This is a genomic window from Candidatus Thiosymbion oneisti (assembly GCF_004359955.1).
GTDB lineage: Bacteria > Pseudomonadota > Gammaproteobacteria > Chromatiales > Chromatiaceae > Thiosymbion > Thiosymbion oneisti.
Window position 1 is genome coordinate 1 of the sequence record NZ_SMSC01000033.1, and the last position, 15,254, is coordinate 15,254.

Sequence of the window (15,254 nt, forward strand, 5' to 3'; positions counted from 1 at the left end):
GCTCCAGCGTGGGAACGCCATCTTGTCCGCTCCAGCGGACGCAGCTCTTCGGTGCTGATCGGCGTTGGCGGTTAGCCTACCGAGGCGCTTAATCGACGCTGGAGCGTCGGGATTTGCTCCCACGCTGGAGCCTGGGGAGCCAGCGAAAATCAATGCCGATAGAAAATCAATAGGTTAGTTTTTAGACAGCCTCTCAGGCGGCTACAGCACATAGGGTTGGGTTATATCCCCTGCCCCTCCCAGACATCCCGGTCGCATGAGCGTTTTGAATCCGTAGATTGCGCAGAGTAGGGTGGGCTGTGCCCACCGCCTGTTGCACAGTCAAAGAACGCAAGTATCTGTGAAAATCTGCGCGATTTGCGGATGCAAGATACCTTTTCCCATGCTCAATATGATGATGGTGGCCTTGGGACGGAGCATTTTCGGCCGGGAAAATCGCTTCGAATCTGTGATGCGGTTCGCTGCCTGCCCCTTACCTGCCGTGCCTGACCCATCCCTGGGGTGGTGGGGTAATAGGCCGGCACAGGCAAAGCGGTCCTGAGGCGGCAGGCAGGCGCTCACCGCATCCTGCATTACTAAGGACCAATGGCAAAATCCTGCGGCTGGAAGGCGTCATCATTGCGCAGGGTGACCAGCCCTTCGCGCCCCATGGTCAGCACGAACAGCCCGTGGCGATAGGCATAGCGGTCCGCAGATTCATCGATTGCCAAGGCGGCGACTGCCCCGAAGCGGCGATAGCCCCGGTATTCAGGGAAAAATTTCAGGAAGGTCTCCAGGTCTTTGAGGAGCTTGCGTACATCCTCCACCTTAAGGGTGCTCTTGACCTCCACCACGACCAAGGCATCACCGTTCACCAGCAGCAGGTCGATTTCCATCTCCTCTCCGCCCTGACGTGCTCGTATCCGCTCCAGGGTCCGGTTGACATCGATCCCCCGGACCCGAAACAGCTCGGCCACCCCCGGCCGCACCAAGGCCTCGAGTAACCGGCCCCACTTGCCGATGAAGAGGTTCTCGGCCGCTCGTGTCTGGGCCGAAAGGGCCTGGATTTCCCGCTCCGTTGCCTCGAAACGCCGGTCGGTTTCTGCGATACGCTGATCGAGGCGCCGGTCGGTTTCCCGGAACAGGGTCCAGATCGACTCGACGGCTTGTTCTATCCCTGCTTGGGTCATGGGTCCAGGGTACAGGAAGGTGTCGATTCGGGACAATCTAGCGGGAGCAACCCTGGGTGGCAAGAGGTGAGTTTTCAGTCGCCGGCTACCAACTCAATGCCATTAAGTTAAGCGTTACCGACGCGGTTTGTGATCGATCGTGCGCTGTTTTTTTCGCCCTCACCCCAACCCCTCTCCCGCCGAGGGTGTCGTAAAAGGTGAGGCCCGACGCGGTCATTCTCGTTCCCATGCGCTGCGTGGGAAGCTGGTTGCTCCGCGCCGCGGAGAGCATCGGGCCGATGTCCACCATTCGTATACACGGGAATCAAACCTGCCGGCTGTCCGGCGTTATCCGGTGCGGCCCAGAGGGCGTCTGCTCTGAGCGTTGCCGCCAGCTGGTGATGGGGTCCGTAAGCCGTCTGAAAGACGACGGTCCCAGCCGGACTCGCGTCCCCGGAACCGCCGACATCTTGTCGGCCCCTGGGACCGCCGACATTCTGTCGGCTCCCGGGACTACCGATATTCCGTTGGCCCTTCTGGCTATCGGGTAAAACCTGAATGCCGAGTTGCCGGTCCAAATGGTCATCAGGTCGGGCTGAGTTTTCTCGTTCCCAGGCGCTGCGTGGGAACCAGAGACCGGGAGCGGGGCTTTTGCGATACCCTCCCGCCGGGAGAGGGGCTTTGAGGCTTAACTGTCAAGTCCCACCAGATTATAGATTTTTTCTTTTTGAACAAATGAGGTCATGCACTGTGGCCCTATCTCCCGCCTGCCTTCGCGCGCTCCTCCTTTTCCTCCCCCGCAAGCAAGCGTAAAACCGCTCTCACCTGCAACAGCGGATAGCTCTTCCTCGGTATATGATCACTCGGGACTCCGACATTACGCAGATTTTCACAGATTGTTTTTTCTTCATCTGCGGAAATCTTCGTAATCTGCTGATTTAAAAGGCGAACGCGATTTCGGTTCCTGTACCGAGGCGGTGGGCTGTCAGTTCTTTTTCCAGACTCAACGCTGGGAACGCTCGATCATCTCTCGGGCATGGTCCAGGGTCTTGCGGGTGATCTCCCGGCCTCCCAACATGCGCGCTACTTCGTCCACACGTTCCGCTGCTCCCAGGTTTTCGATGGCGGTGTAGGTCTGGTCGTCGCGGGTAAGCTTGCGGACCAGCAGGTGGTTGTGGGCCTGGGCCGCCACCTGGGGCAGGTGGGTGACGCAGAGGACCTGGCGCGCCCCGCCCAGGGTGCGCAGCAGGCTGCCGACGATCTCGGCCACGCCGCCCCCGATCCCTACATCGACCTCGTCGAAGACCAGGGTCGGCACCGCGCCGCACTCGGCGGTGGCGACCTGCAGGCCGAGGCTGATCCGGGACAGCTCGCCCCCGGAGGCTACCTTTGCCAGGGGCTGCATGGGCTGGCCCGGGTTGGCGCTGACCAGGAACTCCACCCGGTCGAGCCCCTGGGCGGTGGCCGCCTCGGGCTGGACCCTGGTGACCTCCACCGCACAGCGTCCGCCGCCCATCCCGAGCCCCTGCATGGCCTTGGTGACCGTCTCGGAGAGCCTTTGCGCGGCCTGGGAGCGGGCGTCGCTGAGCTGTTCGGCGGCGGTGAGAAATGCCGCGCGCGCCTGGTCGCGCTCCCCGGCCAGGGTTTCCAAGGCCGTGTCGTCGCGTTCCAGGGCCTCCAGCTCCTCGCGCATGGCCTGAAGGGTCTCGGGGATTCGGTCCGGGGGCACCCGGTACTTGCGGGCCAGGTCGTGGACCTGGGTGAGGCGTCGCTCTACCTGCTCCAGGACCCCTGGGTCCAGGTCCAGCTCGTCCAGATAGCGGCGCAGGTTGGCCGCCGCCTCCTCGACCTGGATGGCGGCGCCTTCCACCAGCTCGCGGGTCGCGGACAGGCGTGCGTCCAGGTTGCTCAGGGTCTCCAGATCAGTACCGGCGTGGCTCAGCTCGGCGTGCAGCGAGGGTTCGCCTTCGTACAGCCGTTGCAGCAGGCGGCCGGTCGTGCCCTGGAGCTCTCCCAGATTGGCGAGCCGTTTCTGTTCTTGGTCCAGAGCGCGGATTTCGCCGGCGTCCAGACCCAGGTCCGCGAGCTCCTCCACCTGGTAGCGCAGCAGCTCCAGGCGCGCGGCCCGATCGGCGCTCTCGGCCCGGAGGCGACCCAGCCGCTGGTCATGGTCGCGATAGGTCCGATACCGGTCGGCCACCTGGGCCGCCAGATCGCCGGTGCCGCCGTAGTCGTCGAGCAGGTCCCGTTGGTGTGCCGCCCGGAGCAGGGATTGATGGGCGTGTTGGCCGTGGATATCGACCAGGCGTTCGCCCAGGCCCTGCAGTTGGGCCCCGGTGGCCGGGTGGCCGTTGATATAGGCCCGGGAGCGCCCTTGGCGCATGAGGAGTCTGCGCACCAGGCATTCGTCACCCGCGTCCAGGTCTTGGTCGGCGAGCCAGTCCTGGGCCTCGGGGCAGGCCCGCAGGTCGAACCCGGCGATGATCTCCGCCCGTTCGCAGCCGGCGCGCACCAGCTGGGCGTCGGCCTTGTCCCCCAGCACGAGCCCCAGGGCGTCGATGAGGATGGATTTACCCGCCCCCGTCTCGCCGGTAAGTGCCGTCATGCCGGCCTCGAAGTCGAGCTCGAGGCCGCTGACGATCGCCAGATCCTTGACCAAGATGTGCGTCAGCATGGCTCTGATTCAGGATGGTTGGCACGGGGGACGTCCCCCCCAACCCAGCTTGGCGCGCAGGAGCTTGTAGTGGTCGTGTCCCTTGAGATGGAGCAGGCGGGTAGGCCATGGGGCCTTGTTGATGAAGACCCGAGCGGGGGCTTTGAGCTGTGAGGCCGTGAGTCCGTCGCAGGTGACCCTGACCTGGTCCCGATCCTGTTCCCCGATGCGGATTTCGATGTGGCTGTCGCCGGCAACCACCAGTGGCCGGTTGCTCAGGGTGTGGGGACAGATGGGAACCACCGCCAGCACATCCAGGGCCGGATGCAGCAGCGGGCCGCCCCCGGACAGGGCATAGGCGGTAGAGCCCGTCGGGGTGGCGACGATGATGCCGTCGGAATGCTGGGCGTTGACGAAGACGCCTTCGATATAGGTCTCGAGCTCGATCACCCGGGCCGGGTTCCACCTGTGGACCACCACATCGTTGAGGGCCAGGCAATTGTCCACCTCCGCTGCTTCGCCACTGATCCGCGCCGTCAGCATGTGGCGGGGCTCCTCCTCGTACTCGCCGGCGAGGATGCGCTCGATACTGGTCTCGATCTCTTTCGGCAACACGTCGGCCAGAAAGCCGAGGCGTCCCAGATTGATTCCCACCAGGGGCACCTGGAACTCCGCCATGGTGCGGGCGGCGTGGAGCAGGGTGCCGTCACCGCCGACCACAATCACCAGCGAACAGCACCGGCCCATCTCCCTGAGACTGACAATGTGCTCCCTGGGCGCCGCGACCTTGGCCCCGCCCACGTCGTCGAAGAAGATCTTGCGTCTCGAAGCGCGCAGGCACTTGACCAACCGGTCGAGGGTTTCCCACACCTTGGGGGCCTCGTCCTGCTTGCCGATGATGCCGATGGTCTTGAAGTTAGCCATCTATCCGTCCGGGTAGTGTATTAACTTTGTTGGTGCTGCAATTTTACTGTCTCTGAGTATAGGCAAGATTAAGAGGCTGTCTAAAAACTAACATATTGATTTTCAGCTGGCTCCCCAGGCTCCAGCGTGGGAGCAGACTTGGTCCCGACGGAGGAGGGATCTGACGCTCCAGCGTCGATTAAGTGCCTCGGTAGGCTAACCGCCAACACCGATCAGTACAGAGGAGCTAAGTCCGCTGGAGCGGACAAGACAGCGTTCCCACGCTGGAGCCTGGGAACGAGCGCAAAAATTTAAACCACAGAGGACCCAGAGAACACAGAGCATTGGCCGCTTCCTTTCTCTGTGTGCTCTGCGTTCTCTGTGGTTCGAAATGATTGTTGCGACGCCCTCGGAGGGAGAGGGGACATAGTAGCCAATGCTGTAGGTCATATTACAACTTATAAATTAACCACTACCAAACAATGCTAGGGCCCGGATCTTCTCCGCTTGCTCCTGCAGCTCTGCCAGCGCGGTCTGTTGCTCGGCGACCTTGTCACGCTCTTTTTGGACCACCGCCGGCGGCGCCTTGTCTATGAAGTTGGGGTTCGCAAGCTTCTTGCGGGTCCGCTCCAGGTCCGCCTCCAGCTTGCCGATCGCCTTGGCGAGGCGCTTGAGCTCCGCTTCCTGGTCGATGAGTCCGGCCATGGGGATGAGTATTTTCATCTCGCCCACCAGGGCGATGGCGGACTCGGGGGCCTGCGTCTCGGGTGACAGCACCTGGATGGATTGGGTGCGGGCGAGGGCGTCCAGGTATTTGCGGTTTGCCGCCAGCCGTGCCAGGTCCTGGTCGGAGGTGTTCTGCAGCAGGACGGGTAGGGGCCTGCCGGGTGGGATGTCCATCTCGCCCTTGATCCGCCGCACGCCCAGGACGAATTGCATGACCCAGCCTAGCTCGGATTCCGCGTCCGGGTCCATGAGGTCGGGGTCGGCGCCGGGGAAGGGGGCCAGCATGATGGTGTCGCCCTCGATTCCGGCCAGGGGTTTGATCTTCTGCCAAATCTCTTCGGTGATAAAGGGGATGAGGGGGTGAGCGAGTCGCAGCAGGGTCTCCAGGGTCCGGACCAGGGTGCGGCGCGTGCCTCGCTTGGCCGCCGCCGTGGCCTGGGCGTCGGTGAGCACTGGCTTGGACAGCTCCAGGTACCAGTCGCAGAAGGCGTTCCAGGTGAAGTCGTAGATGGCCTGGGCGGCATGGTCGAAGCGATAGCTCTGAATCGCCTCGTTCACCGCGGTGATGGTGTCCTGCAGGCGGGAGCGAATCCAGCCGTCAGCGGCGCTGAGCCGGATGTCGTCCCCGGTGCTACTCCCAGTCAGGCCACAATCCTCGCCCTGGGTGTTCATGAGCACATAGCGCGAGGCGTTCCACAGCTTGTTGCAGAAGTTGCGGTAGCCTTCGATCCGGCCCAGGTCGAACTTGATGTCCCGGCCGGTGGAGGCGAGTGCCGCAAAGGTGAAGCGCAAGGCGTCGGCGCCGAATCCGGGGATCCCCTGCGGGTAGTCGTGGCGGGTTATGGCGGCGATCTTCTCGGCCAGGTGGGGCTGCATCATGCCCTGGGTGCGCTTCTCCACCAGGGACTCCAGCTCGATGCCGTCGATCAGGTCGATGGGGTCGAGCACATTGCCCTTGGATTTGGACATCTTCTCGCCGTGGGTATCCCGCACCAGCCCGTGGATGTAGACCTCGTCGAAGGGCACGTCCCCCATGCATTTGAGTCCCAGCATGATCATGCGGGCGACCCAGAAGAAGATGATGTCGAACCCGGTGACCAGCACCGAGGTGGGATAGAAGGCCTCCAGGCGTGGTGTCTGTTCCGGCCAGCCCAGGGTCGAAAAGGGCCACAGGGCGGAGCTGAACCAGGTATCGAGCACATCCGGATCTTGCTCAAGGGGAAAGTCGGGCGCCAGGCCGTGACGCTCACGCACCTCCTGCTCCGAGCGACCCACGTAGATATTGCCTTCCCGGTCGTACCAGGCGGGGATGCGGTGGCCCCACCAGATCTGGCGGCTGATGCACCAGTCCTGGATGTTGCGCATCCACTCGAAATAGGTGTTCTTCCAGTTGTCCGGGACAAAGCGGACGCGCCCGTCCTCTACCGCGGCGATGGCCGGGTCCGCCAGCGGCTTGATCTTGACGTACCATTGGTCGGTGAGATAAGGCTCGATGACGGCCCCCGAGCGGTCGCCCCGGGGCTGCTGAAGCCGGTGCTCCTGGGTCTGCGCCAGCAGGCCCAGGTCCGTCAGGTCGGTGAGGATGCGCTGACGGGCTACGTAGCGGTCGAGTCCGATGTAGGCGGTGGGTATGAGCTCGCCCTCCTCCGGCAGATTCGCGCGGATGGACGCATCGGGGGTAAAGATATTGATGAGTCCGCCGTGGGCCTGTTCGGCGATGGCGGTCTCGTCCCGATGTCGCAGCCAGACCTCGTGGTCGTTGAAGTCGTGGGCGGGGGTGATCTTGACGCAGCCGGTGCCGAGTTCCGGGTCGGCGTGGACGTCGGCGATGATGGGGATGCGCCGGCCGGTGAGGGGCAGCTGAACGAATTCGCCGATCAGGTGGCGGTAGCGCTCGTCCTGCGGATTCACGGCCACCGCACAGTCCCCCAGCATGGTCTCGGGGCGGGTGGTAGAGACCACCATGTGGCCCTGGCCGTTGGTCAAGGGATACCGCAGATCCCACAGGTGGCCGTTTTCCTCCTCGGACAGGACCTCCAGGTCCGAGACGGCGGTGTGGAGCACCGGGTCCCAGTTGACCAGGCGCTTGCCACGGTAGATGAGCCCCTCCTCGAACAGGCGCACGAAGACCTCGCGCACCGCGCCGGAGAGCCCCTCATCCAGGGTGAAGCGCTCGTGCTCCCAGTCCAGGGATGCCCCCAGGCGCCGCAGCTGCCGGGTGATAGTGCCGCCGGACTCGGCCTTCCAGGCCCAGACCCGGTGGGTAAAGGCGTCGCGGCCCAGGTCATGGCGGGTCTTTCCCTCGGCCTCGAGCAGACGCTCGACCACCATCTGGGTCGCGATACCTGCGTGGTCGGTGCCCGCCTGCCAGAGGGTCGATTTGCCCTGCATACGGTGATAGCGGATCAGGGCGTCCATGATGGTGTCCTGAAAGGCATGGCCCATGTGCAGACTACCGGTTACGTTGGGCGGCGGGATCATGATGCAGTAGCCGCTCGCCCCGGCGCCCGGCCCGACGCTGGGCGCGCCGGCAGTGGGAGCAAAGTAGCCTTGGTCCTCCCAGGTCCGGTACCAGGTCTTCTCCAGGGTCCGGGGGTCGTAGTTCTTGTCCAGCATAGGTGGGTCTCGGAGTCATTCAGGGCGCCGTGGTAGACGGGGCATTATAGGGCACCTGCTGCCAGCTACCAGCTACCGGTCGCCGGCTGTCCAGGGCAACCGAATAATAATAAATAGATATAAAGCAACCGCTTGTGTAATTTGAACCGCCTCAGACGCAGCGCGTTGCTGTGCGTCCAGTGATTTACCGTGCAATGTGAGACAGCAGAACTAACAACCGGACAGACCGGCGCGGCCTTGATCGTCGGCCTGATCGTGCTGACGGCATTGACCTTGCTGGGCCTGTCCGGGATGCGGATCGCTCAGGTCGAGGAACGGATGGCCGGAAACTTCCGTGACCGCAGCTTGGCCTTCCAGGGGGCGGAGGCGGCGCTGCGGGACGCCGAGGCCTACCTGCAGGAAGCGGACCTACCCCCGTTCGACGGTTCCGTACCGGGACTGATCGGCCAGCTAGCCAGTCCGGGCAGCGCGGCCTATTGGAGCAAATACGACTGGACGCACCATTCCCGGCCAGCCGGCACGACCCTGGCCGGGCTCAAGGAACCACCACGGTACGTTATCGAAGCGTTCCCCCCCGCGGCCACCGAGAGTCGGAAATTCGGCCCACTGCCGGAGCCGGATCTGTTCCGAGTGACCGCCCGCTCGACGGGAGGCAGCGGTACGGCCCTGGTGATCCTACAGAGTACGGTGCAGCGGTAGCGATCCTGAATGATTTGTCGCGAACCCCGAATAGGCCAGGATTTACAGGATTACACAGGATTTACGGGATGTTTATATTTGACATGCTGCCTGTCTGCGCCGACCTCGCCTTGGGCGTAGATTGGGTTAGGCATGCTGCTTGATCCCGAAAAACACAAACAACGTTGAACGCGCCGTAACCTAACACGAGCACGAAAGAGCACGAAAGAGCACGAAAGAGCCCGAAAAGATCCCTCCTTCGTCGGGATGACAATTGTGTGTCTTTGCGTATCTTTCGTGGTTAGTGCCGTAGGATGCGGTGAGCGCGGTAGGTCTTACAAGATAGCACCACGAGGAGGCGCGAACCGCATCGATGGACTAACCCGTTGCTTATTCAAGCATGCCGTTGACGGAAAAGGTGCCCGTAATCGAATCCCGAAAGCGCGTGCGCAATGTCGGGCACGGGCCCTCCGGCGATGCGGTTCGCGCCGGCCGTCAATGCCATCCATAAAGCGGTATACCACGCTCACCGCATCCTACGGGCGCTATCAACCAATCTATCAGTTAAAAATTTACCACTACCAAATTTCCAATGGCAGAACTCAACCGACGCTATCGGTACTCCGGCACTGCCGTACTGGTTGCCCTGTTTGCCGCGGCACTCGGAAGACCTGCCGTCGCGCAGCCATCCCTACCCGTTTCCGATCCTCCCGCATTCGCACCGGCGGCAGCTCGGGATAGCCAGGTCCCCCACGGCGATCAGGGCCGCGCAATCCGGCATGGCGGCAGCTCCCAGGACTGCGGCAAGCTACCGAGTGGCCTTGCCGACTCCGATCCGGTCTACGTCCATAATCCCGATTTCGGATATGCACGCCTGCTGACGGACCTAGCCGCTCGAGACAGCTATCAAGCATATCGTGCCTCCAATCGCGGACGCCGGAAGATGCTCTACCTAAGTACGAACGACGGCAGGCTACAGGCCTTCGACGCCGACACCGGAAGCGAGCGGTTCGTCTTTATTCCCACTCGCCTGCCCCGGAGGTTGCCCGACCCCACCTCACCGGGCCAACGCCATAAGCATTCGCCGAACTTTGGGGACGCCTACATCGATGGCGCCTGGCGGACGGTGCTGATCGGTTCGCCGGGGGCGCAAGGGAAGTCGGTCTTCGCCCTCGATATCACCACCCCGGACGGCTTCTCCAAGCAGAACCTCCTGTGGGAGCGCACGGATGCGGAGCTTCCACACCTGGGCTATCCGCTCCACCGGGGGACCGTCGCCAGGATGCGGGACGGCACCTGGGCGGCGGTCTTCGGCAATGGTTACGACAGCGCGGAGGGGCGAGCGGTACTCTACGTCCTGGACGTGTCCGACGGCACCCTGCTCGCGGAGATAGCGACCGGGGCGGCAGACCCCTCCACCACCCCGAACGGCTTGGCCGCACCCGCCCTGCTGGCCGACAACCGGCGCACCATCCTTGCCGCCTATGCCGGGGATCTGCACGGGAATCTGTGGAAATTCGACCTCTCCCACACCCAACCGGAACGCTGGAAAGTGGCCTACGGCTCCAGAGAGAACCCCCAACCCTTGTTCCGGGCCATGGACGATGCCGGCAACCCGCAGCCGATCACCCTGGAGCCGGAAATCGGCCAGCACCCCACCGGTGCCGGCTACCTGATCTATTTCGGTACCGGACGCCATTCCGGCGCCGGCGCCGGCAATCTTGGCCCGGACCCTGCCGTGCAATCCTTCTATGGGATCCGGGACCAGGGTACACCGGTGACATCGACCGGGAACGGAAAGGACAGCGGGCCCCACGGCAGCAGGAGCCGATTGCAGCGGCAAACCATTACCTATGAGGTGACAATAGCAGGCAACCATTGGCGGGTCATGTCCGACAACCCCATCGACTGGACCACCCGGCAAGGATGGTTTCTCGACCTGGTGTCACCCAACGGCGGGAAGCAGGGAGAACACCTGGTCGGCACCCCCCGATTGCGCGGCGGACACATCCGCTTCACCACCCGCATCCCAGCAAATGATCGCTGCAAGCTCGGCGGTCAAGGCTGGGCGATGGTGCTCGACATCGAGAACGGAAGGCGTATCGGTGCAGGCCGGTTCCATGTCAGCGGGGACGGCGAACGCTCGGACGCCGACTTCTTGAAGATACCGGCCGGCCCGAGCGACGCAACCCCGGTAACCCTATCGGCCCGAGCATCCGGTGCGGATATTGCGAAAACACCGCACGGCATCCCCGTCGGTGCGGCGGACGAGCATACGGGGGGCTCGACCACTGCCGGCGGCACAGGCAGAAGATCCTGGCGACAATTGCGTTGAGCTCGGCACACCAAGCCCCTCTCCCCCCAAGGGTGTCGCAAAAGCCCCTCTCCCGCCGGGAGAGGGGGCCAAGCCCGTAGACCCTATGAAGCCCGCAGCCCGTAGGATGCGGTGAGCGCGGTTGGTCAATTCAGGATGGCATCACGAAGAGGCGCGAATCGCATCAATGGACGCCTGGGCAGCGGCGAACCGGAGCGGTCCGGCGGAAACTTTGGAGTGCGGCGGCGACCTTATCCCGGCATTGGTAGAAACCCACGCTACCTGGTGTAACCGGGGGTGCCGGCAGGTACAGTGCAAACCCGCCGTCGCTTTGGATTTGGCGATGCATCTATCCCCGGCCAGGCGTTGCGACCAGGGGAAAGCGCCGTCGCCGCGGCGCGTGTGGAGTCCGCTGCCCAGGTTCTTGGCAAGCGCCGCTGGTATCCCCCGTCGTTGAGGTTCGATGCGGTCGCGCCGCTCTGCCGGCGCACTCCAAAGCAGTCCGGAATCCATAAAGAGCCACCGGTTTTTACTGAGTGGAGAAACCAACATGAAGGTCGCCGGAATCGATGTGAGTCATAAAACCATCACCCGCGTCATCGACCGTGACGGTCAGCCGGGGAAACCCCGTGAGTTCAAGAATACCCCAGCCGGTCATGTGGCCCTGAGCAAGGTCTTGTGCAAGGCACCGGTGAGCCGGGTCGGTCTGGAGGCCACCGGCTGGTATCACATCGATCCGGCCCTCGCCCTGGATGACGCCGGGTTGGCGCTCATGGTCATCAACCCCAAGGCCGCCAAACGCTTCGCCGAGGCCAGGCCGTCGATGCCACCGTCCTGGCCCAATTCGCCTTGCGCATGCCCATCACCCCCTGGCAACGCCCCGATGCCTTGGCTCTAGCCATCCGCGCCTGTGCCCGCCGCATCGCCGCCCTCAACCAGCTCCGAACCCAAACCAAAAACCAACTCCATGCCGCGGAGCAAACTGCCACCACGCCCGACTTCCTGATCGCCGAGCTGCACCAGAGCATCGCCCAACTCGATGCCCACCTCGAAGCCCTGCGTCAGCGCGTCCTTGACCTCATCGCCGCCGACGAACAGCTCCAGCATACCTTCGAGCTCCTCATCAGCGTCACCGGTATCGCCGCCGCCAGCGCCATCCAACTCCTCGGCGAACGGCTAGTCCTCCCTGACGACAGGCGCGCTCAGCAATGGGTCGCCACGGCTGGCCTCGACCCACGCCAACACCAATCCGGCCCCAGCGTCAACAAGAAGCCTCGCCTGTCCAAGGCTGGCAACCGCTACCTGCGTACCGCCCTCTACATGCCCGCGCTCAGCGCCGCGCGCCACGACCCTAACGTGAGGGCCGACTACCGTCACCTCATCGAACGACGTGGCCTCAAGAAGATCCAGGCCGTCTGCGCCGTCATGCGCAAGCTGCTGCACGCCATCCAGGCCATGCTCAAGAACCGCACACCCTGCGACAGCCGCCGCTTTTATTCCCCCACTGAAGCAGCGGCCTGATTAGTCCAATTTATGCACCGGAGGTGAATTTTTGTGGATTAGGAGGCAAATTGGACTTGCATTGGAACAGAGTATCTACGAGCTGGAATCGATGCGTATTTATGACGCCATAGCTACCTCGGGAACATCCATCTCTACTCGCATCGGTGAAATACCGAGGTGTCTCAAGTCTGCCGCAGCCGTACCAAGTGCAGATTCCAGAGAAACGGCCTCCCGATCGAATGCAACATTACAGACGGCAACCTATGGCAGTTTGGGAGGCTAATAGCAGATATATTTACTCAAAATTCGGAAAACTATACCATTGACAAACTCTCCAGACTTTATGGAGCCTTGGAGTACCTTACACAATTGGTAGAGCAGGACGAATTGGGCTGACAAAAAATCTAACTGGCCTTGAGCAGCCGGAGCCTGTGGTCCGTTTCGACTCAGCCGAGCATTTGGCCGCTACCATTAAACGCTATATCCAAGTCTATAATCAGCATATCCCGCAGAAGGTATTAGGCCATATCCCGCCCCCTTTAGGCGATGAAAAACTGGTCCCAAAAACAGCCAAACCTCTTCAAAAAACGTGTCTATAATCTAGCGGGACTTGACATCAAATCCTTGTGATCTATTCTCAACATAGCTATAACACCACCGCCTGGATTATCGGCCCTTCGATCGAAATTGCTCGACTGGGACACCACCGATGCCCCAGTTGTCCATTTCGACCTCGTCGATAACCACCACCGTCGTGTTCGGATTCTTCCCGAGGGTATCCCGCAACAGATTGGTGACACCCTCAATCAAGGTGGCCTTCTGGGCCGGGGTTGTCCCCTCTCGAGTGATCTTGATGTTTACGTAAGGCACTTTTGGTTCTCCCGTTTCGTTTCTATGGATTTTAACCCCAGAACCAGGCCTGAGCCGATCGCCATAGCGGCAATCGCCGGCACCAGGCCACGGCTGTAGCCGCTTTCAGCACCGACAGTCAGGGCGATTAAGACCGGGGCTGAGATTTGCGCAATGCCGTAGGAAAGCGTCATTTTTCCCATCATCCTAGACGGATGGCTGGGGTAGTAGCGCCCGGCCATGGTCAGAACCAAGCCGACGATCCCCACGAAGGTACCACCGAACAACAGGGCACCGATCAGGGCGCCTGCAAGTGAGTCGCCGATCAAAGGGGCCGCAATACCGGCGATCTGCATCAGGTACGCCACGGCAAGTGCATTGAGCACGCCGATTCCGCGCGCTGCCCGATCCCAGAGAAAACTGGCCGGCATGGCGGCCAGACCGATGAGCATAAACACCCGGTTGCCCTGGCCTCCGAGACCGGGTTGCTGCTCGACGATGGACACGATAAAGGTCGCGCTGACCACATAGCCGATACCAGCACAGAAATACGCCGCCAACAAGAGGCGCAGATATAAGGGAGACGGCGGCCTGCTCGCCAGCGGCTGGCCGCTGACGGTAAAGGCCGTATTCTCCGGGCGTGGCAACAAAGCCCAAGCCGGCACCGCCAATACCAGACCGAAGAGGCTGAATCCCAACCACTGTGCCTGCCAGTCGAGACGGTCCCACATCAGATCGGCCAGTAGGGCACTGACAAAGATGCCCAGGCCGATACCGGAGAAGTGAAGCCCAAGCCCACACTTATGGTGATGGCGCAACAGCCAATTCAGAATCAATCCCGAACCCAGCAACAAGCCAGCGGCACTGCTGAGACCGGCGACGAAGCGGAACACCGCCCATAGCCGCCAATCGGTAGTCAGCGCCATGCCCAGGGTCGAAATCACCGCGACCCAGATACCGATCCGATACAAACGATCCTTCAAAACCATGTCCGAAGTCGATGCCGCAATCAACGCACCACTGATATAGCCGAGGTAATTGATACCCGCGAGCCAGGCCCCTTGATCGTTCGCCAGCCCCGCTTGCGTTTGCATCAGGGGAAGCAGCGGCGTATAGGCGAACCGGGCGATGCCGAGCATCAAGGTAAGTCCCAGGACTCCGGCGATTTGTACCCGGATTTTTGCGGCAATAGGGCGCATTCGAAACTACCCGCGAACAAAAGGATGCCGCCAGCTTAAATCGGGTCTATTATCTCCACAAATGATTTATTAGGAACAAACAGATCGCTTCGGCTACCGTTGATCCTATTCCGAGACGGTTGCGCTTATCGCGCCAGGGCCTTGAATTGGCTACGGGAATACGGCGGTAGACCAAGTCCGGAGGTCATGGAATTCGGCACGCTGGACGGCATCCTGGGCTGCGTCGCCGTGGGACTCGGCTGTACACTGATCCCACGTTGGATTGTCCATCGATCCCTTTACGCCGAACAGCTCGGTGTGACCAAATTGCCGGCCCGGATCGCACACGTCCCTACGGTGATGATTCACCATCGAGATATGCCGGCTCTGGCGGCGCTGAACACACTGCGCGATTCGATTGTCGAGTGTGATGTCGACATTAATGGCATTGGGTTGGACTAAGAGACTGTCTAAAAACTAACACATTGATTTTCGGCTGGCTCCCCACGCTCCAGCGTGGGAGCAAATCCCGACGCTCCAGCGTCGATTAAGCGCCTCGGTAGGCTAACCGCCAACGCCGATCAGCACCGAAGAGCTGCGTCCGCTGGAGCGGACAAGATGGCGTTCCCACGCTGGAGCGTGGGAACGAGCGTGAAATTTACAGATTTTATGCATTAAAATCAGTA

General features: G+C 62.0%; 13 protein-coding genes and 1 pseudogene. 6 read left to right on the forward strand and 8 right to left on the reverse strand.

Annotated features, from left to right (window positions below):
* Positions 1 to 575 precede the first annotated feature (575 nt).
* From E1958_RS16585 to E1958_RS16600, 5 genes are all read right to left on the reverse strand, one after another.
* Positions 576 to 1,205 (reverse strand): PDDEXK family nuclease, encoded by a 630-nt coding sequence (locus E1958_RS16585; protein ID WP_133512861.1) that lies wholly within the window; start codon positions 1,203 to 1,205, stop codon positions 576 to 578.
* Positions 1,206 to 1,473: 268 nt separating this feature from the next.
* A complete protein-coding gene (locus E1958_RS20490) occupies positions 1,474 to 1,644 on the reverse strand; it encodes a hypothetical protein (protein WP_166664680.1) in 171 nt (56 codons plus the stop codon).
* 507 nt (positions 1,645 to 2,151) lie between these two features.
* Positions 2,152 to 3,822, reverse strand: coding sequence for a DNA repair protein RecN (gene recN, locus E1958_RS16590; RefSeq protein WP_133512862.1), 1,671 nt, complete (start codon positions 3,820 to 3,822; stop codon positions 2,152 to 2,154).
* A gap of 9 nt (positions 3,823 to 3,831) precedes the next feature.
* The gene (locus E1958_RS16595) at positions 3,832 to 4,725 is read right to left on the reverse strand and encodes an NAD(+) kinase (protein ID WP_133512863.1); all 894 of its coding nucleotides are present in this window, start codon (positions 4,723 to 4,725) and stop codon (positions 3,832 to 3,834) included.
* Positions 4,726 to 5,169: 444 nt separating this feature from the next.
* Positions 5,170 to 8,046, reverse strand: coding sequence for a valine--tRNA ligase (locus E1958_RS16600; RefSeq protein WP_133512864.1), 2,877 nt, complete (start codon positions 8,044 to 8,046; stop codon positions 5,170 to 5,172).
* A gap of 189 nt (positions 8,047 to 8,235) precedes the next feature.
* Between E1958_RS16600 and E1958_RS16605 the strand changes: the two genes are divergently transcribed.
* Together E1958_RS16605 and E1958_RS16610 are read left to right on the forward strand one after the other, a co-directional pair.
* Entirely contained in the window at positions 8,236 to 8,745 is a 510-nt protein-coding gene (locus tag E1958_RS16605; protein ID WP_089728609.1) for a pilus assembly PilX family protein, read from the forward strand.
* A 571-nt stretch (positions 8,746 to 9,316) separates the two neighbouring features.
* Positions 9,317 to 11,059: a pilus assembly protein gene (locus E1958_RS16610; protein ID WP_133512865.1), complete on the forward strand. Its 1,743-nt coding sequence runs from the start codon at positions 9,317 to 9,319 to the stop codon at positions 11,057 to 11,059.
* A 141-nt stretch (positions 11,060 to 11,200) separates the two neighbouring features.
* Here the strand turns inward: E1958_RS16610 and E1958_RS20495 are convergent, their stop codons facing one another.
* Positions 11,201 to 11,551, reverse strand: coding sequence for a hypothetical protein (locus tag E1958_RS20495; protein ID WP_165742380.1), 351 nt, complete (start codon positions 11,549 to 11,551; stop codon positions 11,201 to 11,203).
* Positions 11,552 to 11,588: 37 nt separating this feature from the next.
* Here E1958_RS20495 and E1958_RS16615 point away from each other — a divergent pair, with 37 nt between their 5' ends.
* From E1958_RS16615 to E1958_RS22135, 3 genes and pseudogenes are all read left to right on the forward strand, one after another.
* A complete protein-coding gene (locus E1958_RS16615; RefSeq protein WP_166664681.1) occupies positions 11,589 to 11,936 on the forward strand; it encodes an IS110 family transposase in 348 nt (115 codons plus the stop codon).
* Positions 11,894 to 12,559, forward strand: coding sequence for a transposase (locus E1958_RS16620; protein WP_166664682.1), 666 nt, complete (start codon positions 11,894 to 11,896; stop codon positions 12,557 to 12,559). The genes E1958_RS16615 and E1958_RS16620 overlap by 43 nt, the downstream gene beginning before the upstream one ends.
* 419 nt (positions 12,560 to 12,978) lie before the next feature.
* Positions 12,979 to 13,171 (forward strand): annotated as a pseudogene (locus E1958_RS22135) (IS481 family transposase); the annotation flags it as partial.
* A gap of 36 nt (positions 13,172 to 13,207) precedes the next feature.
* Here the strand turns inward: E1958_RS22135 and E1958_RS16635 are convergent.
* On the reverse strand, positions 13,208 to 13,411 hold the full coding sequence (locus E1958_RS16635) for a tautomerase family protein (RefSeq protein ID WP_133512868.1): 204 nt from the start codon (positions 13,409 to 13,411) through the stop codon (positions 13,208 to 13,210).
* Positions 13,399 to 14,589: a YbfB/YjiJ family MFS transporter gene (locus E1958_RS16640; protein WP_133512869.1), complete on the reverse strand. Its 1,191-nt coding sequence runs from the start codon at positions 14,587 to 14,589 to the stop codon at positions 13,399 to 13,401. Before E1958_RS16640 ends, E1958_RS16635 begins: the two co-directional genes overlap by 13 nt.
* Positions 14,590 to 14,688: 99 nt before the next feature.
* On the opposite strand from E1958_RS16640, the gene E1958_RS16645 reads away from it, so the two are divergent.
* A complete protein-coding gene (locus tag E1958_RS16645; RefSeq protein WP_207787969.1) occupies positions 14,689 to 15,030 on the forward strand; it encodes a LysR substrate-binding domain-containing protein in 342 nt (113 codons plus the stop codon).
* The last annotated feature ends 224 nt before the right edge of the window (positions 15,031 to 15,254 follow it).